General features: G+C 70.6%; 22 protein-coding genes, 1 tRNA gene and 1 pseudogene. 7 read left to right on the top strand and 17 right to left on the bottom strand.

The features are described from left to right. Window positions 1-32 precede the first annotated feature (32 nt). The 3 genes from OHB44_RS04780 (at window position 33) to OHB44_RS04770 (ending at window position 3,330) form a co-directional block, all read left to right on the top strand. Window positions 33-1,079 (top strand): LacI family DNA-binding transcriptional regulator, encoded by a 1,047-nt coding sequence (locus tag OHB44_RS04780; RefSeq protein ID WP_330439724.1) that lies wholly within the window; start codon window positions 33-35, stop codon window positions 1,077-1,079. Between the two features lie 32 nt (window positions 1,080-1,111). Next, window positions 1,112-2,749 (top strand): glycoside hydrolase family 13 protein, encoded by a 1,638-nt coding sequence (locus OHB44_RS04775; RefSeq protein WP_330439723.1) that lies wholly within the window; start codon window positions 1,112-1,114, stop codon window positions 2,747-2,749. Between the two features lie 209 nt (window positions 2,750-2,958). Further along, entirely contained in the window at window positions 2,959-3,330 is a 372-nt protein-coding gene (locus tag OHB44_RS04770; RefSeq protein ID WP_238683590.1) for a VOC family protein, read from the top strand. Window positions 3,331-3,334: 4 nt separating this feature from the next. Here OHB44_RS04770 and OHB44_RS04765 read toward each other — a convergent pair whose 3' ends face one another. From OHB44_RS04765 to OHB44_RS04740, 6 genes and pseudogenes are all read right to left on the bottom strand, one after another. Then, complete coding sequence (locus OHB44_RS04765; protein ID WP_330439722.1) at window positions 3,335-3,772, bottom strand: hypothetical protein; 438 nt, start codon at window positions 3,770-3,772, stop codon at window positions 3,335-3,337. A gap of 81 nt (window positions 3,773-3,853) precedes the next feature. Next, window positions 3,854-4,240 carry a GntR family transcriptional regulator gene (locus OHB44_RS04760; RefSeq protein WP_238683591.1) on the bottom strand — a complete coding sequence of 129 codons (387 nt, stop codon included), beginning with the start codon at window positions 4,238-4,240 and terminating at the stop codon, window positions 3,854-3,856. Continuing rightward, on the bottom strand, window positions 4,240-5,166 hold the full coding sequence (locus OHB44_RS04755) for a YihY/virulence factor BrkB family protein (RefSeq protein ID WP_266303707.1): 927 nt from the start codon (window positions 5,164-5,166) through the stop codon (window positions 4,240-4,242). The genes OHB44_RS04760 and OHB44_RS04755 overlap by 1 nt, the downstream gene beginning before the upstream one ends. 109 nt (window positions 5,167-5,275) lie before the next feature. Continuing rightward, the gene (locus tag OHB44_RS04750; RefSeq protein WP_372488292.1) at window positions 5,276-5,857 is read right to left on the bottom strand and encodes a 2'-5' RNA ligase family protein; all 582 of its coding nucleotides are present in this window, start codon (window positions 5,855-5,857) and stop codon (window positions 5,276-5,278) included. 14 nt (window positions 5,858-5,871) lie between these two features. Then, window positions 5,872-6,897 (bottom strand): tryptophan--tRNA ligase, encoded by a 1,026-nt coding sequence (trpS, locus tag OHB44_RS04745; RefSeq protein WP_238683594.1) that lies wholly within the window; start codon window positions 6,895-6,897, stop codon window positions 5,872-5,874. Between the two features lie 294 nt (window positions 6,898-7,191). Further along, window positions 7,192-8,166, bottom strand: a pseudogene (locus OHB44_RS04740) (hemolysin family protein); the annotation flags it as partial. A 195-nt stretch (window positions 8,167-8,361) separates the two neighbouring features. Here OHB44_RS04740 and galE point away from each other — a divergent pair. Next, a complete protein-coding gene (gene galE, locus OHB44_RS04735; protein ID WP_330439721.1) occupies window positions 8,362-9,345 on the top strand; it encodes a UDP-glucose 4-epimerase GalE in 984 nt (327 codons plus the stop codon). Beyond that, window positions 9,342-10,511 carry a galactokinase gene (galK, locus tag OHB44_RS04730; RefSeq protein ID WP_330439720.1) on the top strand — a complete coding sequence of 390 codons (1,170 nt, stop codon included), beginning with the start codon at window positions 9,342-9,344 and terminating at the stop codon, window positions 10,509-10,511. The genes galE and galK overlap by 4 nt, the downstream gene beginning before the upstream one ends. Window positions 10,512-10,801: 290 nt before the next feature. On the opposite strand, the gene OHB44_RS04725 is transcribed toward galK, so the two are convergent. The 8 genes from OHB44_RS04725 to OHB44_RS04690 form a co-directional block, all read right to left on the bottom strand. After that, on the bottom strand, window positions 10,802-12,130 hold the full coding sequence (locus OHB44_RS04725) for a sulfate adenylyltransferase subunit 1 (protein ID WP_442932652.1): 1,329 nt from the start codon (window positions 12,128-12,130) through the stop codon (window positions 10,802-10,804). Next, window positions 12,130-13,041, bottom strand: a complete 912-nt coding sequence (gene cysD, locus OHB44_RS04720; RefSeq protein WP_091394617.1) for a sulfate adenylyltransferase subunit CysD — start codon at window positions 13,039-13,041, stop codon at window positions 12,130-12,132. The genes OHB44_RS04725 and cysD overlap by 1 nt, the downstream gene beginning before the upstream one ends. Window positions 13,042-13,116: 75 nt before the next feature. After that, window positions 13,117-13,947 carry a 3'(2'),5'-bisphosphate nucleotidase CysQ gene (locus OHB44_RS04715; RefSeq protein WP_330439719.1) on the bottom strand — a complete coding sequence of 277 codons (831 nt, stop codon included), beginning with the start codon at window positions 13,945-13,947 and terminating at the stop codon, window positions 13,117-13,119. A 132-nt stretch (window positions 13,948-14,079) separates the two neighbouring features. After that, window positions 14,080-14,670 carry an aminoacyl-tRNA hydrolase gene (pth, locus tag OHB44_RS04710; protein WP_266303711.1) on the bottom strand — a complete coding sequence of 197 codons (591 nt, stop codon included), beginning with the start codon at window positions 14,668-14,670 and terminating at the stop codon, window positions 14,080-14,082. A 94-nt stretch (window positions 14,671-14,764) separates the two neighbouring features. Beyond that, entirely contained in the window at window positions 14,765-15,460 is a 696-nt protein-coding gene (locus OHB44_RS04705) for a 50S ribosomal protein L25/general stress protein Ctc (protein WP_266303712.1), read from the bottom strand. Between the two features lie 333 nt (window positions 15,461-15,793). Beyond that, window positions 15,794-16,774, bottom strand: coding sequence for a ribose-phosphate diphosphokinase (locus OHB44_RS04700; protein WP_091394633.1), 981 nt, complete (start codon window positions 16,772-16,774; stop codon window positions 15,794-15,796). Between the two features lie 58 nt (window positions 16,775-16,832). Next, window positions 16,833-18,392, bottom strand: a complete 1,560-nt coding sequence (glmU, locus tag OHB44_RS04695) for a bifunctional UDP-N-acetylglucosamine diphosphorylase/glucosamine-1-phosphate N-acetyltransferase GlmU (RefSeq protein WP_308193639.1) — start codon at window positions 18,390-18,392, stop codon at window positions 16,833-16,835. Between the two features lie 110 nt (window positions 18,393-18,502). Continuing rightward, window positions 18,503-18,574: transfer RNA gene (locus OHB44_RS04690), tRNA-Gln, on the bottom strand. A gap of 313 nt (window positions 18,575-18,887) precedes the next feature. Here OHB44_RS04690 and OHB44_RS04685 point away from each other — a divergent pair. Both OHB44_RS04685 and OHB44_RS04680 read left to right on the top strand, forming a co-directional pair. Next, window positions 18,888-19,853, top strand: coding sequence for an acyl-CoA desaturase (locus tag OHB44_RS04685; RefSeq protein WP_238683600.1), 966 nt, complete (start codon window positions 18,888-18,890; stop codon window positions 19,851-19,853). A 224-nt stretch (window positions 19,854-20,077) separates the two neighbouring features. Next, complete coding sequence (locus OHB44_RS04680; protein WP_330439718.1) at window positions 20,078-20,776, top strand: TetR/AcrR family transcriptional regulator; 699 nt, start codon at window positions 20,078-20,080, stop codon at window positions 20,774-20,776. A gap of 6 nt (window positions 20,777-20,782) precedes the next feature. On the opposite strand, the gene OHB44_RS04675 is transcribed toward OHB44_RS04680, so the two are convergent. The 3 genes from OHB44_RS04675 to OHB44_RS04665 form a co-directional block, all read right to left on the bottom strand. Then, entirely contained in the window at window positions 20,783-21,259 is a 477-nt protein-coding gene (locus OHB44_RS04675; protein ID WP_238683602.1) for a DUF4383 domain-containing protein, read from the bottom strand. Between the two features lie 203 nt (window positions 21,260-21,462). Continuing rightward, window positions 21,463-21,918: a DUF4383 domain-containing protein gene (locus OHB44_RS04670; protein WP_238683603.1), complete on the bottom strand. Its 456-nt coding sequence runs from the start codon at window positions 21,916-21,918 to the stop codon at window positions 21,463-21,465. Between the two features lie 100 nt (window positions 21,919-22,018). Further along, on the bottom strand, window positions 22,019-23,824 hold the full coding sequence (locus tag OHB44_RS04665) for an ABC-F family ATP-binding cassette domain-containing protein (protein ID WP_330439717.1): 1,806 nt from the start codon (window positions 23,822-23,824) through the stop codon (window positions 22,019-22,021). Between the last annotated feature and the right edge of the window lie 6 nt (window positions 23,825-23,830).

The raw sequence follows: 23,830 nt of genomic DNA, 5'->3' as shown, positions 1-23,830 counted from the left end.
GCAAGAACTTGCCGGTGGGCTAAAGTGCCGCCATGCGCGCTCGACTGTCCGACATCGCCCAGCAGGCCGAAGTCAGCGAGGCCACGGTGTCGCGGGTGCTCAACGACCGCCCCGGCGTGGCCCCCGAGACCCGGCAGGCCGTCCTCACCGCCCTCGACGTGCTCGGGTACGAGCGCCCGGCCCGGCTGCGTAAGCGCAGCGCCGGCCTGGTCGGCCTGGTGGTGCCGGAGCTGGACAACCCGATCTTCCCCGCCTTCGCCCAGGTCATCGAGTCCACACTGGCGCAGAGCGGTTTCACCCCGGTGCTCTGCACCCAGAGCGCCGGCGGCGTGACCGAGGACGAGTACGTGGAGATGCTGCTGGACCGACAGGTCTCCGGGATCGTCTTCGTCTCCGGTCTGCACGCCGACACGGCCGCCAACCACGACCGCTACCGGGCGCTGCTCGCCCGACCGTTGCCGGTCGTGATGATCAACGGCTACGTGCCCGGCATCGGCGCGCCCTTCGTCTCCTGCGACGATCGGGAAGCGGCCGAACTGGCCGTCGCCCACCTGGTCGCGCTCGGGCACCGACGGATCGGCCTGATCACCGGCCCGGACCGGTTCGTCCCGGTGCAGCGCAAGGTGGCTGGCTGGCGCTCCGCGATGACCCGGCTGGCCGGGGTCGCCGAAGCCGACCTGGGTCCGCTGGCCGAGCTGTCACTGTTCGGAGTGGAGGGTGGCGAGGCGGCGGCCGGCCGCCTGTTGGACCGCGGCGTCACCGGCGTGGTCTGCGGCTCCGACCTGATGGCGCTCGGCGCGATCCGAGCCGCCCGCCAACGCGGCCTCGACGTCCCCAATGGCCTCTCCGTGGTCGGCTATGACGACTCCCCACTGATGGCTTTCACCGATCCGCCGCTGACCACCATGCGGCAGCCGGTCACCGCGATGGCGGTGGCCGCCGTCCGCGCCCTGGTGGACGAGATCAACGGGCACGGCGCCCCGCACTCGGAGTACCTGTTCCGCCCGGAGCTGGTGGTGCGCGGCTCCACAGCTGTCGCGCCGAGTTCCGCACGCCTTTCTTACGCAAGATCTGCTTGACTCTTGCAGCGGCGGGCCGGCATATTGCTCGAATGATCAGCACCACCATCCCGCCGCACGCCACCGACGACGACTGGTGGCGCTCCGCCGTCGTCTATCAGGTGTACGTCCGCAGCTTCGCCGACAGCGACGGCGACGGCACCGGCGACCTCCAGGGCATCCGGCAGCGCCTGCCGTACCTGCGCGACCTCGGGGTGGACGCGCTCTGGCTGACCCCCTTCTACACCTCGCCGATGATCGACGGCGGGTACGACGTGGCCGACTACCGGGACGTCGACCCGATGTTCGGCACCCTCGCCGACTTCGACGCGATGATCACCGACGCGCACGCCCAAGGCCTGCGGATCATCGTCGACCTGGTGCCCAACCACACCTCCAGCGCGCACCACTGGTTCACCGCGGCGCTCGCCGCCGGCCCCGGCTCACCGGAACGGGCCCGCTACCTCTTCGCCGACGGTCAGGGCACGCACGGCGAGTTGCCCCCGAACGACTGGGAGAGCATCTTCGGCGGCCCCGCCTGGACCCGGATCGCTGACGGTCAATGGTATCTGCACCTGTTCGACCCTTCGCAGCCGGACCTGAACTGGCGTCACCCGGAGGTCCGCGCCGAGTTCGAGGACGTGCTGCGGTTCTGGCTGGACCGGGGCGTCGACGGATTCCGCGTCGACGTGGCGCACGGCATGATCAAGGCGGAAGGGCTGCCGGACGTCGGCTTCAGCTCGGCGACCACCGGCCAGCGCCAGGTCGAACTGCTCGGCAAGGGCCGGCTGCCGTACTTCGACCAGGACGAGGTGCACGAGATCTACCGGGCCTGGCGGCCCATCCTGGACAGCTACCCGGGCGGTCGGATGGCGGTCGCCGAGGCGTGGGCCGAGACGCCACAGCGCCTGGCCCGCTACATCGGTCCGGACGAGTTGCACCAGGCGTTCAGCTTCGACTTCCTGGACGCCACCTGGTCGGCCGACTCGTTCCGCAAGGTGATCGACACCGCGTTGGCCGAGGCGACAGTCGTCGGAGCGCCGACCACCTGGGTGCTGTCCAACCACGACAAGCAGCGGCACGTCACCCGGTACGGCGACGGCGTCGAAGGGCTGCGCCGAGCCCGGTCCGCCAGCCTGCTGATGCTCGCCCTGCCCGGCTGCGCCTACCTCTACCAGGGCGAGGAACTGGGCCTTCCAGAGGTCCTCGACCTCCCCGACGAGCTGCGCCAGGACCCGGCGTTCCTGCGCACCGGCGAGAGCCGCGACGGCTGCCGGGTGCCCATCCCGTGGAGCGGCGAGCTGGCCCCGTACGGCTTCGGGCCGGCCGGCAGTGAGCTGAGCTGGCTACCCGCCCCGGCGCTCTGGCAGGCGCTGTCCGTCACGGCGCAGACCGACGTGCCCGGCTCGACCCTGGAGCTGTACCGGACCGCGCTCCGCATCCGCCACGAGCATCCCGCGCTCGCCCTCGACGCCGACGGGGTCACCTGGCGGGAGAGCGAGCCGGGCGTGCTGGCCTTCTCCCGCCGCTCCGCCGACGCGACAGTGCTGACCTGCGTGGTCAACTTCAGCGGCGCGCCGGTCCTGATCGACGGGTACGGTCAGCCGCTCGTCGCCAGCGACGAGCTCACCGAACAGGGCTCCGGCCAGCTGCTGCCAATTGACGCGGCAGTCTGGTTGGAACGGCGCTGAACGGGTAACTCGTTCTCGACCTGGTCGTTCGTCGTGCCCCGCGCCGACGGGCGACTGGGCTACCGGCCCCTTGTGGTGGGGGGTGAGGTGCCACCGGCGCCGCGCGGAGTCCGCTCCGCGTGGCGCCGGTGTCCGTGTGCCACCCGCAGGTTAGATCCGCGGATGGCGCGGGTACCGAATCGGGCACCATCACTACGGAGGTGACCCCCATGGTGGTACGGATCGCCCAGTGCACGCTCGACGTCGAGGACCTGGACCTGATGGTCTCGTTCTGGTCCGCGGCGCTCGGCTACGAGGTCGAGAAGGGCGACGACGGCAGCGCCAAGCTCTGGCCGCCGGGGCAGCCGTCCGCCGCCGCGCCCACAGTGTGGTTGCAGGGCTCGGGCACCGCCAAGCGGGGCAAGAACCGGCTGCACCTCGACCTGGTCGCGGACACCGACCCCCAGTCCGAGGTACGGCGGCTGCTGAGCCTCGGCGCGCGGCAGGTCGACGTCGGGCAGACCGGGACCGAACAGTTCACGGTGCTCGCCGATCCCGAGGGCAACGAGTTCTGCGTGCTGGACCGCGCGCCGACCCGCTGAGGTCTCACTTCGCGGTGAGCAGCGCCGCGATCCGGGTGAAGCCGGCGCGTACCTCTGCCTCGTCCGGCGGTTCGGCGGGCTCACCGTGGCCGGCCTCGTCGGCCGCCGCGTCCAACTCCTCGTCGATCACGTCCTCGAAGTCCCCGTACAGGTCGGCCCCCTCCACCTGACGGGCCTCGTCCTCGGCGGCGACCTGCGCTGCGGTGATCTCGCTGCGGATCTCGTCGGCGGACAGCGCCGGCAGCAACGGCTCCACCACTGCCATCAACTGCTCCTCGGCCACCACCGCCTCGGCCAGGGCCAACGCGTGCGGTCGCTCGTACGGCCCGCAGACCACCGGCTCCCACTCGTCGAGGTCACCGAGCGGACCGAAAGTGATGATCCATGGCAGGCCGAGGAGCGGTGAGTCCGCCGGCAGGTCCAGTGTCATGAGTGCGCCCACCGGCTCATCATGGTCCGCGAACGCGAGCGACGACGCCGTTCCGCTCAGTTATCGCCCGACCGGCGGTCGATCGGCGGCCGGTCAGCCGGGACGGACCGCATCCAGGGCCGCGCGGACCAGGGCGAGCGCGGTGGCCGGCGGCACGCCGAGCCGGGCGGCCTCCGCCGCGTAGCCGGCCGCCGCCTGCTGCAACCTGTCGACGGCGTCGTTCCGCCCGGGGGCGACGAAGGTGCCGTTGCGCCCCCGGGTCTTCAGCAGCCCGGCCGCCTCCAGCTCCCGATAGGCGCGGGCCACAGTGTTCGCGGCCAACCGCAGGTCGGCGGCGAGCTGCCGGACGGTGGGCAGACGGCTGCCCACCGGCAACCGGCCGTCGCCGATCAGCTCGGCGAGCTGCACGCGCACCTGCTCGTACGGGGGCACCGACGAGTCCGGGTCGACCGAGATCAGCACCTGCGCGCCTTCCGTCATCAGCCCGCACCGCCCGGCGTACCGGGGTCGATGCCCTCATCGACATCCCTCGGTGGGGCGGGGGTTTCCGCCAGGTCCACCACTCGGCCGTTGGTGCTGGTCGCCAGGAGCGCCGCGCCGAACAGCACCAACTGGTTGAGCAGGTAGAGGTACAGCAGCAGACCGACGGCGCCGGCCACCACCGTGTACGCCGGGTTCCGCTCGGTCCGCACCACGTAGTATCGCCCGACGGTGTTGAGCAGCGTGATGCCGACAGCCACCAGCACCACCACCGGACGCAACCGGGACCGGCTCATCCGCAGCCGAGGCACGGCCAGCAGCAACGCGGTGGCGAGCACGGTGTTGACCAGCACGCTGAGCACCGCGCTGATGGTGGTCAGACCCACCGACCCGGTGCTGCGCAGCAGGAAACGCAGCAGCGACTCCAACGCGTCCACAGCCGCGACCGAGACGCCGAGCAGCACGAAGACGCCGATCATCACGCCCAGGTCGACGAGTCGCCGCACCACCAGATTGCCCGGCTGCTGGTTGAGCTGGTACATCAACCGCTGCGAGGACCGGATGGCCTCGACCCAACCGATCCCGGTGAAGACCAGGATGACCAGGCCCACCACACCGACGGTGCCGCTGGAGTTGGCGATCTGCTCGGCGTCCAGGAACGGCAGGTTCTCCTTGAGGAAGTCGGCCGCCGCCGCGCTGACCTCGTCGTTGTCCTCGAGGATCGCCCCGAAGATGGAGAACGCGACCAGGGCGAGGGCGAACACGGCGAAGAAGCCGTAGTAGGCGATCGCGGCGGCCAACCGGCCGGCCAGCACCTCGCCGTACAGCACCCCGGCCCGCCAGACATGATCGAAGAGCCCCGACCGGTGGCGCGCGGCGCTCACCCAGCGGTCGATGCCCGTCTCGATCCGGCCGATCACGTTCACGCGGTCATCCTCGCCGATCTCCCACCGCTGTAGTGGCAACCGGCTTCCGATGCTCGCCGGCCGGCGCGTCGCAGATGCTTCAGGTGCTGACGGCTCGGTTGCCGGCGTTTCAGTTGCCGAGGCAGAAGTCCCGACGCGGCTGCCACCTGGCCTGCCCGCTGTGCGAGAAGAGGGTGAACCCGTCGACCTCGAACATCGCGGAGAAGTCGGCCAGATCCTCGTACACCTTGTCCAGAGCCTCCGGTGCGACGTCCTGAGCCACTGTGACGTGCGGATGGTACGGGAAGCGGAGCTCGCGGTGCAGGCCCGGCGCCGCGGCGATTGCCGCGGCCAGCAGCTCGCACTCGCTGATCCCGGCGGCCACCGCGACGAACACCACCTGGGTGACCGGACGGAACGTGCCGGTGCCCCGCAGGTGCAGCGTGAACGGCAGGTGCCCGGCGGCGACGGCGGCCAGGTGCCGCTCGACCGCCGGCAGGTTCGCCGTCCGGATCTCGGTGGGCCCGAGCAACGTCACGTGCGCGGGCACCGCCAGCGGATCACCGGCCTCGACCCGCCGCCGGGTGAGCAGGGCACCCCACGGCTCGGGGATGTCCACCGCGATGCCGATCTGGATGGTGTCGCCGGCCGGCGGCACCCCGCCACTGCGATCCACGCTTCGCGCCGCCCCTCCGACCACCGAGCCGTCCACCTGTACCGCGGGAGCTACTCGCCGCGCACGGGCGGGAAGAACCCAACCCGCTCGTACGCGGACCGCAGGGTCGTCGCGGCCACCGCACGGGCCTTCTCCGCGCCGGCCGCGAGCAGCTTGTCCAACTGCGCCGGATCGTCGAGGTAGGCGCGGGTGCGCTCCTGGATCGGCCGGACGAAGTCCGTCACCACCTCGGCCAGCTCCTTCTTCAGATCGCCGTAGCCGCGGCCCGCGAACGCGGCCACCAACTCGTCGATGCCGCGGCCGCTGAGCGCCGAGTAGATGGTCAACAGGTTGGACACACCCGGCTTGGTCTCGGCGTCGAAGACGATCTCCCGGCCGGTGTCAGTCACCGCCGAACGGATCTTCTTCGCGGATCGGGCCGGATCGTCGAGCAGGTCGATGATGCCGGCCGGCGAGGACGACGACTTCGACATCTTCGCGGTCGGGTCCTGCAGGTCAGTGATCTTGGCAGTGTCCTTGACGATGTGCGGCGCGGGCACCGTGAACGTCGCGCCGAACAGCGAGTTGAAGCGCTGGGCCAGATCCCGGGAGAGCTCCAGGTGCTGGCGCTGGTCCTCGCCGACCGGGACCGCGTTGGCCTGGTACAGCAGGATGTCGGCGGCCTGGAGGACCGGATAGGTGAACAGCCCGACGCTGGCCCGCTCGTTACCCTGCTTCTGCGACTTGTCCTTGAACTGGGTCATCCGGCTGGCCTCGCCGAAGCCCGTGATGCAGCCGAGCACCCAGGCCAGCTGCGGGTGCTCGGGCACCTGCGACTGGACGAACAGGGTGCTGCGCTCCGGGTCGAGCCCAACCGCGAAGAGCTGGGCCGCGGCCACCCGGGTCCGCTGACGCAGCAGCGCCGGGTCGTGCCCCGCGGTGATGGCGTGCAGGTCCACCACGCAGTAGAACGCGTCGTGGGTGTCCTGCAGCGCCACCCAGTGCCGCACCGCGCCGAGATAGTTGCCGAGATGGAACGAGTCGGCTGTCGGCTGGATGCCGGAGAAGACGCGGGGCCGGGCGGGAACGTCGGACATGGCGATAATTCTGTCAGCAAGCACCCCGGTCCGTCATGACGGGCCGGCGGGTCGGCTCCGGCCCGCCGGTGCCGGGGTGCTGACCTCGCGTGGTTCGCCCGCGCCGACCCGGCGCGTCGGCCCGACCGCGACCCGGCGGTGCTGCCCCGCCATCGCCTCCCGGGCCGGCTCGGGGCCACCTGCCGAGGCCGACGCGGACTCGCGGCGCCGCCCGGTGCTCTGCCCGGTGCTCTGCTCGGTGCTCTGCTCGGTGCTCTGCTCGGTGCTCTGTTCGGTGCTCTGTTCGGTGTTCTGCTCGTGGCGCTGCTCGGTGCGGGCGGCGGAGACGGCGAGTTGGGCCACCCGGCGGCCGTCCAACGCGAGGACCCGCAGCAGCCAGCCGGCCGGCATCTCGGCCGGATCGGGCGCGCCGACCTCGGCGGTGGGCGCGCCCGGCACCGGCACCTCGTCGCCGGTCACCGGGAGCCGGCCCAGCGCGGCCATGACGAACCCGCCCACCGTCTCGTACGGTCCGGCGGGTAGGGCCACCCCGGTCCGCTCGGCGAAGTCAGCGAGGTTGAGGCGGCCGTCCACAACGGCGGGCAGGCCGGCGTGCACCGGGTCCGGGGTGGCGTCGTACTCGTCGTGGATCTCGCCGACCAACTCCTCGATGAGGTCCTCCAGGGTGACGATCCCGGCCGTGCCGCCGTACTCGTCGACCACCACCGCGAGGTGCTGGCCCTCGCGGCGCATCTCGGTCAGCGCGGCGAGCACCCGTTTACTGCCCGGAAGCCGCTTCACCTCGCGGGCCAACTCGCCGACGGTGACGCACGGGTCGGCGTCCGGGCGCAGCAGTACGTCACGGAGGTGCACGAAGCCGACCACGTCGTCGTGCGTGCCGTCGGTGACCGGGTAACGGGTGTGCGTTTCGGCGCGGACCAGTCGGGCGGCTTCGACGATGGTCAGCCGCGCCGGGAGGAAGACCACCTCGGTGCGCGGCATCATCACCTCGCGGATCAGACTGGCACCGGCCACCAGGACCTCGTCGATGATCCGCCGCTCGTCCGGGTCGAGCACCGTGTTCGCCGCCACCAGGTCCCGCAGATCAGCCTCGGAGATGTGCTCCCGGCCGGCCGTCGGACCGGTCCCGAGCAGATCGGTGACGAGTCGGGTGGCGCCATCCGCGGCGCGCACCAGCACCCGGGCGACGGCCCGGGCGAGCGGGCCAGGGTCGCGGCGGGGGTGTGCCCGCGCGTGTCGCCGGAGCCCGGTACGGGCCGCTTCCCGCATGACAGAGATGGTAGACACCGTGGGCCCACCACGCCGGGGATCACGCGGAGCGGCCGAGAGATGTTCGGCTCTGTTTAATCATGATAGATTATGATGGAATGGGGTTGACGGTGGCGACGGCGAGAGCGCCGACCACCGCCCTAGTGTGATCACCGAAGGGCCACGTCCCGGGCGGGCCAGGCAGGAGGCAACGACGTGAAACTGCTCGTCACCGGGGGCGCCGGCTTCATCGGGAGCGTGGTGACCCGGATGCTGCTCGACGCGGGTCACCAGGTGGTCATCCTGGACGACCTGCGCACCGGCCACCGCGAGGCCCTCGCCCCGGACGCCACCCACGTGGAGGCGTCCATCCACGACGCCGCCCGGGTCGTCACCGCGAGCGCCGGGTTCGACGGGGTGCTGCACTTCGCCGCCCTGATCGCCGCCGGCGAGTCGATGGTCAAGCCGGAGCTGTACTGGCACAACAACACCATCGGCACGCTCGCCCTGATCGACGCGGTACGGGCCGCCGGGGTGCCCCGGATGGTCTTCTCCTCCACCGCCGCCGTCTACGGCAACCCCACCGAGCTGCCCATCACCGAGAACGCGGTAAAGGCGCCCACCAACACGTACGGCGCCACCAAACTCGCCGCCGACATGGCACTCACCTCCGAGGCGATCGCGCACGGGCTGGCCGCCGTGTCGCTGCGCTACTTCAACGTGGCCGGCGCCCACCTCGACGGCGAGATCACACTCGGCGAGCGGCACGACCCGGAGACGCACCTGATCCCGATCGCGCTGGACGTCGCCGCCGGCCGGCGGGAGAAGCTCCAGCTCTTCGGGGACGACTACCCCACAGTCGACGGCACCTGCGTCCGCGACTACATCCACGTCGCCGACCTGGCCCGCGCGCATCTGCTGGCGCTGGACGCGGCCACCGGCGGCCAGCACCGGATCTACAACCTGGGCAACGGCAACGGCTTCACCAACCGGCAGGTCGTCGACGTGGTCCGCGAGGTCACCGGGCACCAACTGCCCGTCGAGGTCGCCCCGCGCCGCGAGGGCGACCCGGCCGAGCTGGTGGCGTCGTCCGCGCTGGCCCGCGAGGAGCTGGGCTGGGTGCCGCAGAAGCCGACCCTGCACGACATGGTCGGGGATGCCTGGGCGTTCTACCGCACGCACATCCTGGGCCAGTCATGAATCACCCGAGCGATGATGTCGCCGAGCGGGCTACGGCCGGCTTCTCCGCGCAGTTCGGTGCCGAGGCTGCCGGCCGCTGGGCGGCCCCGGGCCGGGTCAACCTGATCGGTGAGCACACCGACTACAACGAAGGTTTCGTGCTGCCGTTCGCCCTGCCGATGCGTACCGTCGTCGCTGCCGACCGACAGGACGGGGAGCACTGGACGGTCTGGTCCGAGCTCTCCGGCGAGGCGATCACCTTCGGCGCGGACGACGTCGCCGAGCCGGGTCGGGTCACCGGCTGGGGCGCGTACGTCGCGGGCGTGGTCTGGGCGCTGCGGGAGGCCGGTCACCCGGTGCCGGGCGCCCGGCTGGCGATCGCCTCCGACGTGCCACTGGGCGCGGGGCTCTCCTCCTCGGCCGCGCTGGAGTCGGCAGTGCTGGCCGCCCTGCTCGACCTCGGCGAGCTGGAGCTCGCCCCCGAACTGCAACCCCGGCTGGCGCAACGGGCGGAGAACGTCTACGTGGGCGCGCCGACCGGGATCATGGACCAGTCCGCGGCCATCCGTTGCCGCGCCGGGCACGCCCTCTTCCTGGACTGTCGCGACGAGTCGGTCGAGCACATCCCGTTCGACCTGGACGCCGACGGGCTGGCTGTGCTGGTCATCGACAGCCGGGCGCCGCACCGCCACGCCGACGGGGAGTACGCGGCCCGCCGTCGCTCCTGTGAGGCCGGGGCCAACGCGCTCGGCGTTGCCGCCCTGCGCGACGTGGGCGTCGACCAGCTCGACGCCGCGTTGGCGCAGCTCGACGACGAGGAGACCCGGCGACGAGTCCGGCACGTGGTGACCGAGGACCAGCGCGTACTGGACACTGTGGCGCTGCTCCGCGCCGCCCGGGTCCGCGACATCGGTCCGCTGCTGACCGCCTCCCACGTCTCGATGCGTGACGACTTCGAGATCACCGTGCCGGAGATCGACACCGCGGTCGAGGCGGCATTGGCGGCTGGCGCGCTGGGTGCCCGGATGACCGGGGGCGGCTTCGGCGGCTGCGTGCTCGCGCTGATCGAGGCCGACAGTGCCGACGCGGTAGCCGCCGCCGTGACCGACGCGTACGCGCAACGAGGTTTCACCGCCCCCGGCACCGTGACGGTCCTCCCCTCCCCCGGCGCCACCCGCCTGCCCTAACCCGAACCGCCCCCACCCACCCCCTCCCACCCACCCCCACCCACCCACCCACCCCCCACCCCAGCCGGTGATCAAGAGGTTTGCGTCAATTCGGGCCCGAATCCTGACGCAAACCTCTTGATCACCCGCCGCAGGCGGAGGGGGGTGGGGGAGTGGGAGGCGGGGCGGGGTGGGGATCGTGCTTGTTCATGGAAGTAGTGGCCTCACCCGTTGGGTGAGGCCACTACTTCATGGATCGAGCGCGATCTTGCGGGCGGGCGGGCGGGCTCGGGCTTGCCGGCGGGGTGGGGTTAGCTGGCTTCGACGATCATGGCGGCGCCTACCGTGCGGTTGGTCGCCTCGTCGATGATGACGAAACCGCCGGTGGTGCGGTTACGGCGGTACTCGTCGGCCAGCAGCGGCACCGTCGTGCGCAGTCGCACCCGGCCGATCTCGTTGAGCCGCAGTTCGTCGGCGGACTCGTCGCGGTGCAGGGAGTTGATGTCCAGCCGGTAGTGCAGCCCGCGCACGATCGCCCGTGCCGACCGGGTGGTGTGCTTGATCGCGTACCGGGCGCCGACCCGCAGCGGGGCCGTCTCGTCCATCCAGCAGACCATCGCCTCGATGTCCTGCGCCACCGCCGGTGCGTTGTTCGGCCGGCAGATCAGGTCACCCCGCGAGATGTCGATCTCGTCGGCCAGTCGTACCGTCACCGACATCGGCGGGAACGCTTCCGGCACCGGCCCGTCGGCGGTCTCCACGGCGGCGATCCGGCTGGTGAAGCCGGAGGGCAGCACCATCACCTCGTCACCCGGCTTCAGCACGCCGGAGGCGACCTGGCCGGCGTAGCCGCGGTAGTCGGTGACAGTGGTGGACTGCGGACGGATCACGTACTGCACCGGGAACCGGACGTCGACCAGGTTGCGGTCGCTGGCGATGTGCACCCGCTCCAGGTGGTGCAGCAGCGACGGGCCCTCGTACCAGGGCATGTTGTCCGACCGGGTGACGATGTTGTCGCCGCGCAACGCGGAGACCGGCACCACTGTCAGGTCCGGTGCGTCGAGCTTCGCCGCGAACGCTGTGAACTCGTCGGCGATCCGCTCGTAGACCTCCTGCGACCAGTCGACCAGGTCCATCTTGTTGACACAGAGGACCAGGTGCGGCACCCGCAGCAGGGAGCAGAGGAACGCGTGCCGGCGGGACTGCTCGACGAGGCCCTTGCGCGCGTCCACCAGGATCAACGCCAGGTCCGCCGTCGACGCGCCGGTGACCATGTTGCGGGTGTACTGGATGTGGCCCGGAGTGTCGGCGATGATGAACTTGCGCCGGGGGGTGGCGAAGTACCGGTACGCCACGTCGATGGTGATGCCCTGCTCCCGCTCGGCCCGCAGACCGTCGGTGAGCAACGCCAGGTTGGTGTATTCGTCACCACGGGCCGCGCTGACCGCCTCCACGGCGGCCAACTGGTCGGTGAAGAGCGACTTGGTGTCGTAGAGCAGCCGCCCGATCAGGGTCGACTTCCCGTCGTCCACGCTGCCGGCGGTGGCGAACCTCAGCAGGTCCATAGCCCGGGCCTCCGGCCCGGCCCCGGTGGCAGCCTGGGCCTCCGCATTCGCGGACGCCACGATCTCGGTGCTCATCAGAAGTAGCCCTCCCGCTTGCGGTCTTCCATGGCGGCCTCACTGACCCGGTCGTCACCACGGGTGGCGCCGCGCTCGGTGATCCGGGTGGCCGCCACCTCCTCGATGACCTTCTCCACGGTGTCCGCGTCGGAACGGACCGCGGCGGTGCAGGAGGCGTCGCCGACGGTGCGGTAGCGCACCTGCGCTTTGAACCGCTCCTCACCCGCGCGCGGACGGAAGAACTCGTTGACGGCGTAGAACATGCCGTCCCGCTCGATCACCTCACGCTCGTGGGCGTAGTAGATCGACGGCAGCGGGATGCGCTCCCGGGCGATGTAGTGCCAGACGTCCAGCTCGGTCCAGTTGGACAGCGGGAAGACGCGGATCGACTCGCCCGGGTGGTGCCGGCCGTTGTAGAGCGACCACAACTCCGGTCGCTGGTTCTTCGGGTCCCACTGACCGAACTCGTCCCGGAAGCTGAACACCCGCTCCTTCGCCCGGGCCTTCTCCTCGTCCCGGCGGGCGCCACCGAACAGCGCGTCGAAGCGGTGCTTCTCCACCGCGTCCAGCAGGACCGGTGTCTGGATCCGGTTGCGCATGCCGTCACCGGACTCCCGGACCATGCCGCTGGCCAGGGCCTCCGGCACGCTCGCCACCACCAGTTGCAACCCCAACTCCGCGACCCGTTGGTCGCGGTATTCGAGGACCTCGGGGAAGTTGTGCCCGGTGTCGACGTGCATGACCGGGAAGGGGACGTTGGCCGGGGCGAACGCCTTCTGCGCGAGCCGCAGCATGACGATCGAATCCTTGCCACCGGAGAAGAGCATCACCGGGCGTTCCATCTCGGCGACCACCTCGCGCATCACGAAGATGCTCTCCGCTTCCAAGGCGTCCAGGTGGGAGACCTGGTACGCCGCGGGGGTGGTCATGACACCGGCTCGATTCGCTCGCTCATCCGATTTCCAGACCTTTCCGGTCGGGCATGTCAAGAAAGTTCGCTCAGGCTACCCGGAATGCTTCTGCAGCGCTGCAAGCAACCGGGTGGCGAGATCCTCGCGGCAGACCAGGAGGTCAGGCAGCCGCGGATCCGCCTCGTTGTATTTCAGCGCAGAACCGTCGATCCGGGAAGCGTGCAGTCCGGTGGCCGTCGCCACAGCGATCGGGGCTGCCGAGTCCCACTCGTACTGCCCACCTGCGTGGATGTACGCGTCCACCTCGCCGGTGACCACTGCGGCGATTTTCGCTCCGGCCGAGCCCATCGGCACCAGGTGCGCCCCGACGTCCTCGGCCAGATCGGTCAGGAAGACCGGCGGCCGGCTCCGGCTCGCGGCCAGGCGGATCTTCCGCTCGCCGGCCGTCGCCGCCTCCACTGTCATCGGCGGGTACGCCGGCGGGTAGTCAGTGCCCAGCACCCGGTGCTGCGCCGGCAGCCCCACCGCCCCGGCGATGAGCCCGTGCGGGCTCGGCGCGTTGCGCGCCCAGAGCGCCACGTGCACCGCCCAGTCCGAGCGGCCCTCCTCGGAGAACTCCCGGGTGCCGTCCAACGGGTCGACGATCCACACCCGGTCCGCGTTCAACCGGGACACCGCTCCGGTGTTCACCTCCGCGGCCCAGGCCAACCGGGAACCCTCGTCCTCCTCGGAGAGCACCGCGTCCCCCGGACGCCACTTCGCCAACTCCGTGCGGATCAGGTCGTGCGACACCTTGTCCCCGGCCGACTTCAGCGCACCGGCGTCGGCGAAACCCATCTCCGTACGCAGGTCGAGCAGCGCCTGCCCGGCCCGGGACGCCAACCATCGGGCGAACGCGCCATCGATCATCGGAGGACTGCTCATCTGTCCGCTCCCGTCGCCTCGCCGCGCTGCCCGCACGGGCCGATCCGCCGCGACTCGCGTCGCCGGTCGCGGCACGCTGAAAGGCGCAGACTACCGGCCCGCCGTTTCCGATTCGGGTACGCCCCGCCCGGCTCAGCCGCCGTGGTAGAGGTTCTGGGTCGGCTCCACGCCCTTGGTGATCACCGACTCCACCACGTCGGCGGCCCGGTCCACCAGGAAATCGAGCTCCTTGCGCTCGGCCGCGCCAAAATCCGACAGCACGTAATCCGCCGGATCCTGCCGCCCCGGCGGTCGGCCGACGCCGAACCGCACCCGGGCGTAGTCCTTCGTCCCCAACGACTTCGACATCGAACGCAGGCCGTTGTGCCCGCCCTCGCCGCCACCGAACTTGATCCGCACCTGACCGAAGTCGATGTCCAGCTCGTCATGCACCGCGATCACCTGCGTCGTCGGCACCTTGTAGAACTGTGCCAACGCCGCTACCGGCCCGCCGGACAGGTTCATGTACGTCAGTGGCTTCACCAGCACCAGCTTCGGCCCACCGAACCCGAGCCGCGCCTCGGCCACCTCGGCCACCGCCCGCTTGTGCCTGCCGAAACGCGCACTCACCCGCCCGGCCAGCAGCTCGGCCACCATGAACCCGACGTTGTGCCGGTTGCCGGCGTACTCCCGACCCGGGTTGCCCAGGCCGACCACCAGCCACGGCCCCGCCTCGTCCGTCACTACCCGTCCCTTCCGACGCCCATCCCATCGACTCCCGATATGCCGACAGGCGCCCCCGAACATCCGGGGACGCCTGTCGCACAGTACGAACCGATCAGGCCTCGGTACGCGCCTCGGTCGTCTCGGCGCCCTCGGCCGGGGCGCCGTCCGCGCCCTCGGAGCCCTCGGTGGTCTCGCCGACCTCGGCCTCGGCCTCGTCGGTGGCGGCCTCGACCTCGGGCAGCGTCGCCTCGAGCTGCTCGGCGGTCGGGGCGGCGGTGATCGACGCGACGGTCAGCTCCGAGTCGACGGCCAGCTCGACGCCGGTCGGCAGCTTGACATCGCCGGCAGTCACCAGGGTGCCCGCCTCCAGGCCCTCGATCGACGCCTCGAGGTGGTCCGGAACCTTGGTGGCGTCCGCGGTCACCGAGAGGGTGTCGTGGTCGTGCACGATCAGGGTGTCCCGGGCGGCCTCGCCGGTCAGCTGGACCGGGACCTCGACGGTGACCTTCTCGCCCCGGCGGACCAGGATCAGGTCGACGTGCTCGAAGGTGTCGCGGATCGGGTCACGCTGGATCGCCTTCGGCAGCGCCAGCACCTGGGTGCCGTCGGCGATGTCGATCGCGAAGAGCTGGTTGGCACCACCCTTGCGGATCGCGGCGGCGAACTCCCGCGACGGCAGCGCGATGTGCTTGGGCTTCTCGCCGTGGCCGTACAGCACGGCGGGCACCTTGCCGGCCCGGCGGGTACGGCGGGCACCACCCTTGCCGAACTCGGTACGGGGCTCGGCGCTGATCTTTACCTCGGACACGGGGAAACTCCTGATGCTTTTCGCTGCGGCGGCTTGTCGTCTAACGGTGCTGGGGCGAGGGGCTCGCTGGGGCTCATGCGTCATGAACGACTGCCCGGAGCACCGCGTCGATGACGGTGCCTCCGTGCGGCGCTTTTCAGCGGCCCGCCGGGCACCCTCGCCGTGGCAACCGCACCAGTCTACCCGAGCTGTTTCCAGGGTTTCCGGCAGTCCCCGATCACGGCTCAGGACCGGCGCGTCGGTGGTGCTCCCACCAGCGTGCCGGCCCCGTTTCGACCAGTTTGCCAGCCCCGCCCCCGCCAGCGTGTCGAGTGGCGGAAACGGGGCTCAGGCTCAGCTCAGACCACCGAAGAGGGTGGTCACCGAGCCGTCGTCGAAGACCTCGCGGATCGCACGCGCCAGCAGCGGCGCGATCGACAGCACCGTGAGCTTGTCCAGCTGCTTCTCCGGCGGGAGCGGCAGGGTGTTCGTCACCACGATCTCGCTGATCGAGCTGTTCTTCAGCCGCTCGGTGGCCGGGTCGGACAGCAGCGCGTGGGTGGACGCGACCACGATCTCCGCAGCGCCCGACTCCTTGAGGATGTCGGCGGCCTTGGCGATGGTGCCCCCGGTGTCGATCATGTCGTCGACGATCAGGCAGACCCGGCCCTCCACCTCGCCGACGACCCGGTTCGCCACGACCTGGTTCGGCTTCATCGGGTCACGGGTCTTGTGGATGAACGCCAGCGGGCAGCCGCCCAGCCGGTCGGTCCACCGCTCTGCCACCCGCACCCGACCCGAGTCCGGTGCCACCACTGTCATCGGCCGGCCGGCGTACTTGTGTTCCACGTACTCGGCCAGGATGTCCATGGCGAAGAGGTGGTCCACCGGGCCGTCGAAGAAGCCCTGGATCTGCGCGGTGTGCAGGTCGACGGTGAGGATGCGGTTCGCGCCGGCGGTCTTCAGCAGGTCCGCCACCAGTCGGGCCGAGATCGGCTCCCGACCACGGTGCTTCTTGTCCTGACGGGCGTACGGGTAGAACGGCAGCACCACTGTGATCCGCTTGGCGGACCCCCGCTTCAGCGCGTCCACCATGATCAGGGTCTCCATGACCCAGGTGTTCACCCCGTGCGTGACGGACTGCACCACGAAGGCGTCCGAACCACGTACCGAGTCCTTGAACCGTACGAAGAGCTCGCCGTTGGCGAACTCGTACGCGTCGGCCGGCGTCGGCGCGACGCCGAGCACCTCGCCGATCTCCTTGGCCAACTCCGGAAAGCCACGTCCGGAAAAGAGCATCAGGCTTTTGCGGTTTTCGGCGACGATGCTGCCCATGGGCCCGTCTGCTCCCGTTATGTCGGCGGTACCCGACCCGGTGGTGGTGGGTCGGGGACTATTCGGTTGCAGTATCTCCCGCGCCGGATGCGCCGCCCACCGTCTCGGTCGCACCGTGGATTGCCTCACTGTGGCTTGCGGCACCAGTCGTACCGGACGCACCCTTCGCGTCGCCGGTCGGCTGCTCATCCTTCGCGTCGCGGGCCCGCTGCGCCGCCTCCGCCGCGGCAGTGCCGGCGCGCCGCTTGACCACCCAGCCCTCGATGTTGCGCTGGCGCGCCCGGGCGACGCCCATCGCTCCGGCCGGCACGTCGTCGACGATCACCGAACCAGCCGCCGTGTACGCCCCGTCGCCCACCTCGACCGGTGCCACGAACATGTTGTCCGCACCGGTCCGCGCGTGGCTGCCGATCACGGTGCGGTGCTTGTTGACCCCGTCGTAGTTCACGAAGACCGACGCGGCGCCGATGTTGGTCTGCTCGCCGATCGTCGCGTCGCCGACGTACGTCAGGTGCGGCACCTTCGCGCCGGCGCCGATCTGCGAGTTCTTCACCTCGACGAACGTGCCGACCTTCGCCTTCTCGGCCAACTGGGCGGCCGGCCGCAGGTACGCGTACGGCCCGACGGTTGCGCCCGCGCCCACCTCGGCGCCGACGGCGTGACTGCGGATCACCGACGCGGCGGGGCCGACGATCGTGTCGATCAGGGTGACGTCCGGCCCGATCAGCGCGCCCGCGCCGACCACAGTGCCGCCGCGCAACTGGGTGTTCTGGTCGACCACCGCGTCCCGGTCCAGCGCGACAGTCACGTCGATCCAGGTGGTGGCGGGGTCGAGCAGGCTCACCCCGGTGCGCATCCACGCCTCGTTGATCCGGTCGCGCAGTAGTCGACGCAGCGTGGACAGCTCCACCCGGTCGTTGCAGCCCAACGTCTCGACGTGGTCCACGGCAACGTGCACCGCGACCGGCTCACCGGCGGAACGGAGCAGACCGAAGACGTCGGTCAGGTACTCCTCGCCCTGGTCGTTGTCGGTGGAGAGCTTGCCCAGCGCCTCGCGCAGTCGCACGGCGTCGAACGCGTAGATGCCGGCGTTGATCTCCCGGATGGCGCGCTGCGTCGTGTCGGCGTCACGCTCCTCGACGATCTGCTCCAAGCGACCGTCGGCGTCCCGCACGATCCGTCCCAGGCCGGTCGGGTCGGGCACCTCGGCGGCCAGCACGGTGGCCGCCGCGGAGGCCTCCTCGTGCGCGGTCACCAGCGCGCCCACCGTCTCGGGTCGCAGCAGGGGCACGTCACCGTTGATCACCACGACGGTGCCGGCACCGTCCGGTACGGCCTCCAGAGCGATTCGTACGGCATGCCCGGTGCCGAGCTGCTCGGCCTGGAGCACCGGAGTGGCGTCCGGGGCGACCTCGGACAGGTGCGCCCGCACCTGGTCGGCGCCGTGGCCCACCACGACGACGGTGCGGTCCGCGCCCAACGGTGCGGCGGCGCTCAGCACGTGACCGAGGAGCGTCCGACCGAGCAGGGGGTGCAGCACCTTGGGCAGTGCCGACTTCATCCGCTTACCCTCACCGGCGGCAAGTACGACGACGGTACGGAGGTGGGGCTGGGGCACGACGTGGCTCCCGTCGGGACGGCGGACACTCTCGCGGCCATGCTAGCCGCGAGGCCCGGCACGTTCCTCTCTTACCCCCACCGGACCCTAAAGCGGACGTAGGTGGGCAGCTCGGCCGCCAGGGTTCGAACCTGAAATACGGGTACCAAAGACCCGGGTGTTGCCAATTACACCACGGCCGATCAGCGACGCGAGCACGTCGCACAGGGGATGGACATCCCGCCGCTACACCTTAGCGCCCCCGCCGTCGGATGCCAGCGCTCATCCCGCCGCAGGGCGAGTGGTCGATGCCGCCGGTCTTCCGGGAGTCGTCGGCCCGCGCCTCAGCCGCCCTCTTCCCGGACCGGTCAGGCACCCGCCACGGAGCCGGCTGACCTGCGACTTCGAGCAGTTACACGAAGACGATTCGAAAGTTCCTCGTGCGATCTACGGTGCCGTAAGTTACGGTGACGTAGGCGTAGCTTCGTGATCGTTACCATCCCCCTGCGAGGTCCCATGTCCACTGCTCTGCTCGATTCCAACACCGCCGGCCCCGGCCCCAAACCACTCACCGACGGCAGCCAGTCCCCCGGCATCCTGGCGGCCCTCTGGGCCTTCGTGGTGATCCCCTTCGTCGCCCTGCTGATCGCCGTGCCGGTGGCGTGGGGCGGCTGGCTGGGCTGGACCGACGTCATCATCGGCCTGGTCTGGTACGTCGTCTCCGGGCTCGGCATCACCGTCGGTTTCCACCGCTACTTCACGCACGGCTCGTTCAAGGCCAAGCGGTGGCTTCGGGTGACTCTGGCGGTCGCGGGATCGCTTGCGGTGCAGGGCGAGATCATTCAGTGGGTCGCCGACCACAGGCGTCACCACGCGTTCTCCGACCTGGAGGGCGACCCGCACTCGCCGTGGCGCTTCGGCACCAGCTTCTGGGCGTTGACCCGGGGCCTGTTCCATGCGCACGTGGGCTGGCTGTTCCGCCGGGAGCTGTCCAATCGCGGGCGTTTCGCACCGGACCTCATCGCCGACCGGGACATCAGCCGCGTCGACCGACTCTTTCCCGCGCTGGTGGCCATCTCACTACTCGGCCCGGCGCTGATCGGCGGCCTGGTGACCTGGTCCTGGCAGGGCGCGCTGACCGCGTTCTTCTGGGCCGGGCTGGTCCGGATCGGCCTGCTGCACCACGTCACCTGGGCGATCAACTCGGTGTGCCACGTCTACGGTGAACGTCCGTTCGCGATGCGCCAGGGCGACCGCGCGTCGAACTTCTGGCCGCTGGCGATCCTGTCGTTCGGCGAGAGCTGGCACAACCTGCACCACGCCGACCCGACCAGCGCCCGGCACGGCGTGTTGCGCGGTCAGGTGGACATCTCCGCCCGGGTGATCTGGTTGTTCGAGAAGACCGGCGCGGCGACGCAGGTGCGCTGGCCGAAGCCCGAGCGACTCGCCGCCAAGCTGGTGAAGCCTGTCGCACCCCACTGAAACCGGGCGGTGCACGGGGATGCCGCCTGGCAGGATGGCCGGGTGACCGAGCCATGCGGGGGGACCGGGCGGCTCGGCGGACGGGGAGCCGAGCCCGATCCGGGTACGGTCGAACGGCGCGTCAGGGCGGTCGAACCGCCCGACAGTGAGGCGACGACGTGAACGGGCACAGCGGAGGAACCATTCCACGGCAGGGCGTCACCGAGCGCCAGCGAGGCGGCGACATGCCCGAGGTCAGCGACGACGCGGCGGCAGCTGTCGGCGGCCGACGGGCGACGCCGACGGCGGCGCCGAAGGCCAAAGCTCCCTCCCGGGTCCGCATGTCGGCGGCCCAACGCCGGGAGCAGTTGATCGCGACCGGCCGGCAGCTCTTCGCCGAACGCGGCTTCGACGCCACCTCCATCGAGGAGGTGGCGGCCCGCGCCAAGGTCTCCAAGCCGGTGGTCTACGAGCACTTCGGTGGCAAGGAAGGGCTCTACGCGGTGGTGGTGGACCGGGAGGTCCGGGCCCTGTTGGACCGGATCACCACGGCGTTGACCGCAGGGCATCCGCGGGAGCTGCTGGAACAAGCGGCGCTCGCCCTGCTGACCTACATCGAGGAGGAGACCAGCGGTTTCCGGGTGCTGGTCCGCGAGTCGCCGCTGATGTCCGGCACTGCCAACTTCAGCAGCGTCATGAACGACGTGGCGCACCAGGTCGAGCACATCCTGGGCGCGGAGTACAAGAGCCGCGGGTACGACCCGAAGCTCGCCGAGCTGTACTCGCAGGCGCTGGTCGGCATGGTGGCGTTGACCGGTCGCTGGTGGTTGGAGGTGCGTAAGCCGCGCAAGGAGACGGTGGCGGCGCACCTCGTCAACCTGGCCTGGAACGGGTTGTCGCACCTGGAGGCCAAGCCGACGCTGATCACCGCGCGGCGCAGCTGACCTCGATCAGCGGCGGTGCACGTCGGCCACCGGGTGCTTGCGGTGCTCCAACTCCGCCTCGGCGGATTCCGGTGGGCCGACCTTGTCGTAGAGGCCGGTGCCGAGCAGGATCAGGCCGAACAGCATCGACACGACCACTGTCGACATCGAGAAGTTGAGAAAGTTCGCTTCGGTCTGCAGCACCGACATCATCAGGATGCTGGTCACCAGGAACACCACGCCCGCTGTGAGGTTCATGTAGTGGCCGAGGTTGGTACGCCGCGAGGCCCCGATGATCAGGACGATCCCGAAGATCACCGAGGCGAGCGAGAAGGCCAGGTTGGTCCGGAGGCCGAGGGCCCAGGTGCTGGTGCGGGCAAAGAGCGGATCCCCGATCGTCTCGGCGACGCCCCACACGCCGAAGACCAGGATGTAGACGCCGATCAGCCCGGAGAGGACCCGGTAGAGCGGCCGTGCCGGATGGTTGACCGGAAAATGCGGCATGCCCAGACCCCCTGATGTGACCGTTTCAGGGGAATTGTCGCCCAAGGCAGGACCGACTGTCCGAAGAACCACAAAGCCGGAAGGTCCGCCGAAGGCTGGACCGGGTCAGGGTTTCGCCGGAGCCCGAGCTGCGCAGGGATCAAGCCTGACCGCCCGGAGCAGCTCGGGCTCCGGCGAAAACCCACGGCCGCAACCAAAAGGGCTCAGAGAACCAGACGAGCCTTCTGGAACGCCTCCGCCTCGTCCTCGGTGCCGACCTTGCCGTACATGCCGACCATGAGCAGCACCAGGGCGGCAGTCATCACCACGACCACCGTGGTGATGCTGAAGTTGAAGATGTTGGCGTCGGTCCGGATGAACGCGAGACCGGCCAGGCTGACCACCATGAGGCTGTACGCCAGCCACTGGTTGATCGCCACGTCGATGTTGCGGCCGAGCGCGGTGCCGACCAGCACGATGATCCCGAGCAGCACGCTGAGCAGCGAGAAGCCGAGGTTGGTGCCCTGACCGAGGACCCGGGTGTCGTCCTGGGCGAGGATCTCGTTGCCGGTGCTCGCGATGATGCCGAGCGCACCGAAGACGACCAGGTACAGACCGGTCAGCCCGCCGATCGCCCGGTAGATCGGCCGCGCGGGGTGGTTGACGGGGGTGTGTGCCATGTCTGTGTCTCCAACGCCGTGGGGTAGGTGTCGCCGACGATTGTCTCGCATGTGGTGGTGTGACGCCGCACACGGGGCCCGGGCCGGCGCGCCCGGCCGGTCAGCTCTCGGGCAGGTCCTCGGCGAGGGTCATCCAGCTCTCCTCGATCCGCTCCCGTTCGGCGCGCAGATCCTTGAGCTGGGTGTCCAACTCGGCGACCCGGGCGTAGTCGGTGGCGTCCGCCGCGAGCTGATCGAGCAGCGTGGTCTCGCGCTGGTCGAGCTTGCTGAGCTGCCGCTCCAGCCGGGTCAGCTCCTTGCGGGCCTGACGGACCTCGGCGGCGGACATGCCACCTCCCGAGGGGGCAGCGGGCGCGGAGGTCGAGGTGGCGCCCGCCCGAGGAGAGCCGGCCCGCTCGGCGGTCCGCGCGAGGTATTCGTCCACGCCACCCGGCAGGTGCACCAGCCGACCGTCGCCGAACATCCCGTACGCCGTGTCGGTGACCCGCTCGATCAGGTACCGGTCGTGGCTGGCCACGATGATCGTGCCGGGCCACGAGTCGAGCAGGTCCTCCAGCGAGGCGAGGGTGTCCGTGTCCAGGTCGTTGGTGGGCTCGTCGAAGAGCAGCACGTTGGGCTCGCCGGCCAGCAGCCTCAGCATCTGCAACCGGCGGCGTTCCCCACCGGAGAGGTCACTGACCGGGGTCCAGAGGCGGCGGTCGTCGAAGCCGAACACCTCGGCGAGCTGAGAGGCGGAGACCTCCCGGTCGCCGAGCTGAACCCGGCGGGCGACCTCCTCCACCGCCTCCAGCACCCGTAGGTGCCCGGGCAGCTCGGTGAGCTCCTGGGAGAGGAACGCGGGCCGCACTGTCGAGCCGGTGCCGAGGCGACCGCCGTCGGGGCGGGTGATGCCGGCGAGCATCCGCAGCAGCGTGGTCTTGCCGGCGCCGTTGGCGCCGAGGATCGCGATCCGGTCGCCGGGGCCGACCAGCCAGGTGACGTCGCGAAGGATCTCCTTCGGGCCGGCGTGCAGCTCGACGTTCTCCAGGTCGTACACCTGCTTGCCCAACCGCGAGGTGGCCATCCGCTGCAACGACATGGTGTCGCGCGCCGGCGGCACGTCGGCGATCAACGCGTTCGCGGCGTCGATGCGGAACTGCGGCTTGGAGGTCCGGGCGGGTGGGCCACGACGCAGCCAGGCGATCTCCTTGCGGAGCAGGTTCTGCCGGCGGGCCTCGGTGGCGGCGGCGACCCGCTCACGCTCGGCACGGGCGAGGGTCCAGGCGGCGAAGCCACCCTCGTAGGCGCGGACGGTCTGGTCGGCGACCTCCCAGGTGTTGGTGCAGACCGCGTCCAGGAACCACCGGTCGTGGGTGACCACGACCAGGGCGCCCTTGCGGCCGACCAGGTGCCGGGCCAGCCAGTCGACCCCGCCGACGTCCAGGTGGTTGGTGGGCTCGTCGAGGATGAGCAGGTCGGAGTCGCGCACGAGCAGCGCGGCGAGCGCCACCCGGCGGCGTTCGCCACCGGACATCGGGCCGACCGGCTGGTCGAGGCCGAGGTGCGGCATGCCGAGGCCGTCGAGGATGGCCCGCACCCCGGAGTCGCCGGCCCACTCGTGCTCGGCGCCCATGCCCTCGGCGAGCCAGGCGGTGCCGAGCACCACGTCCCGGACGGTGGCCTCGGGGGCGAGGGCGAGCTGCTGCGGCAGCCAGAGCACACGCAGGTCACGGCGGTGGGTCACCCGACCGTCGTCGGGGTCCTCCTGCTTGGTGAGCAGTCGCAACAGGGTGGACTTGCCGGCGCCGTTGAGGCCGACCACGCCGATCCGGTCGGCGTCGTCCAGGCCGAGCGAGACGTCCGTGAGCAGCCGCCCGGCGGCGCCGTACCCCTTGGACACCCGGTCCAGATTGACGATGTTCGCCACGTTCCA

The organism is Micromonospora sp. NBC_00821 (assembly GCF_036347035.1).
Classification (GTDB): Bacteria; Actinomycetota; Actinomycetes; order Mycobacteriales; family Micromonosporaceae; genus Micromonospora; species Micromonospora hortensis.
Note: the sequence above shows the minus strand (reverse complement) of the source record. Positions and strands in the feature narration are given on the sequence as shown.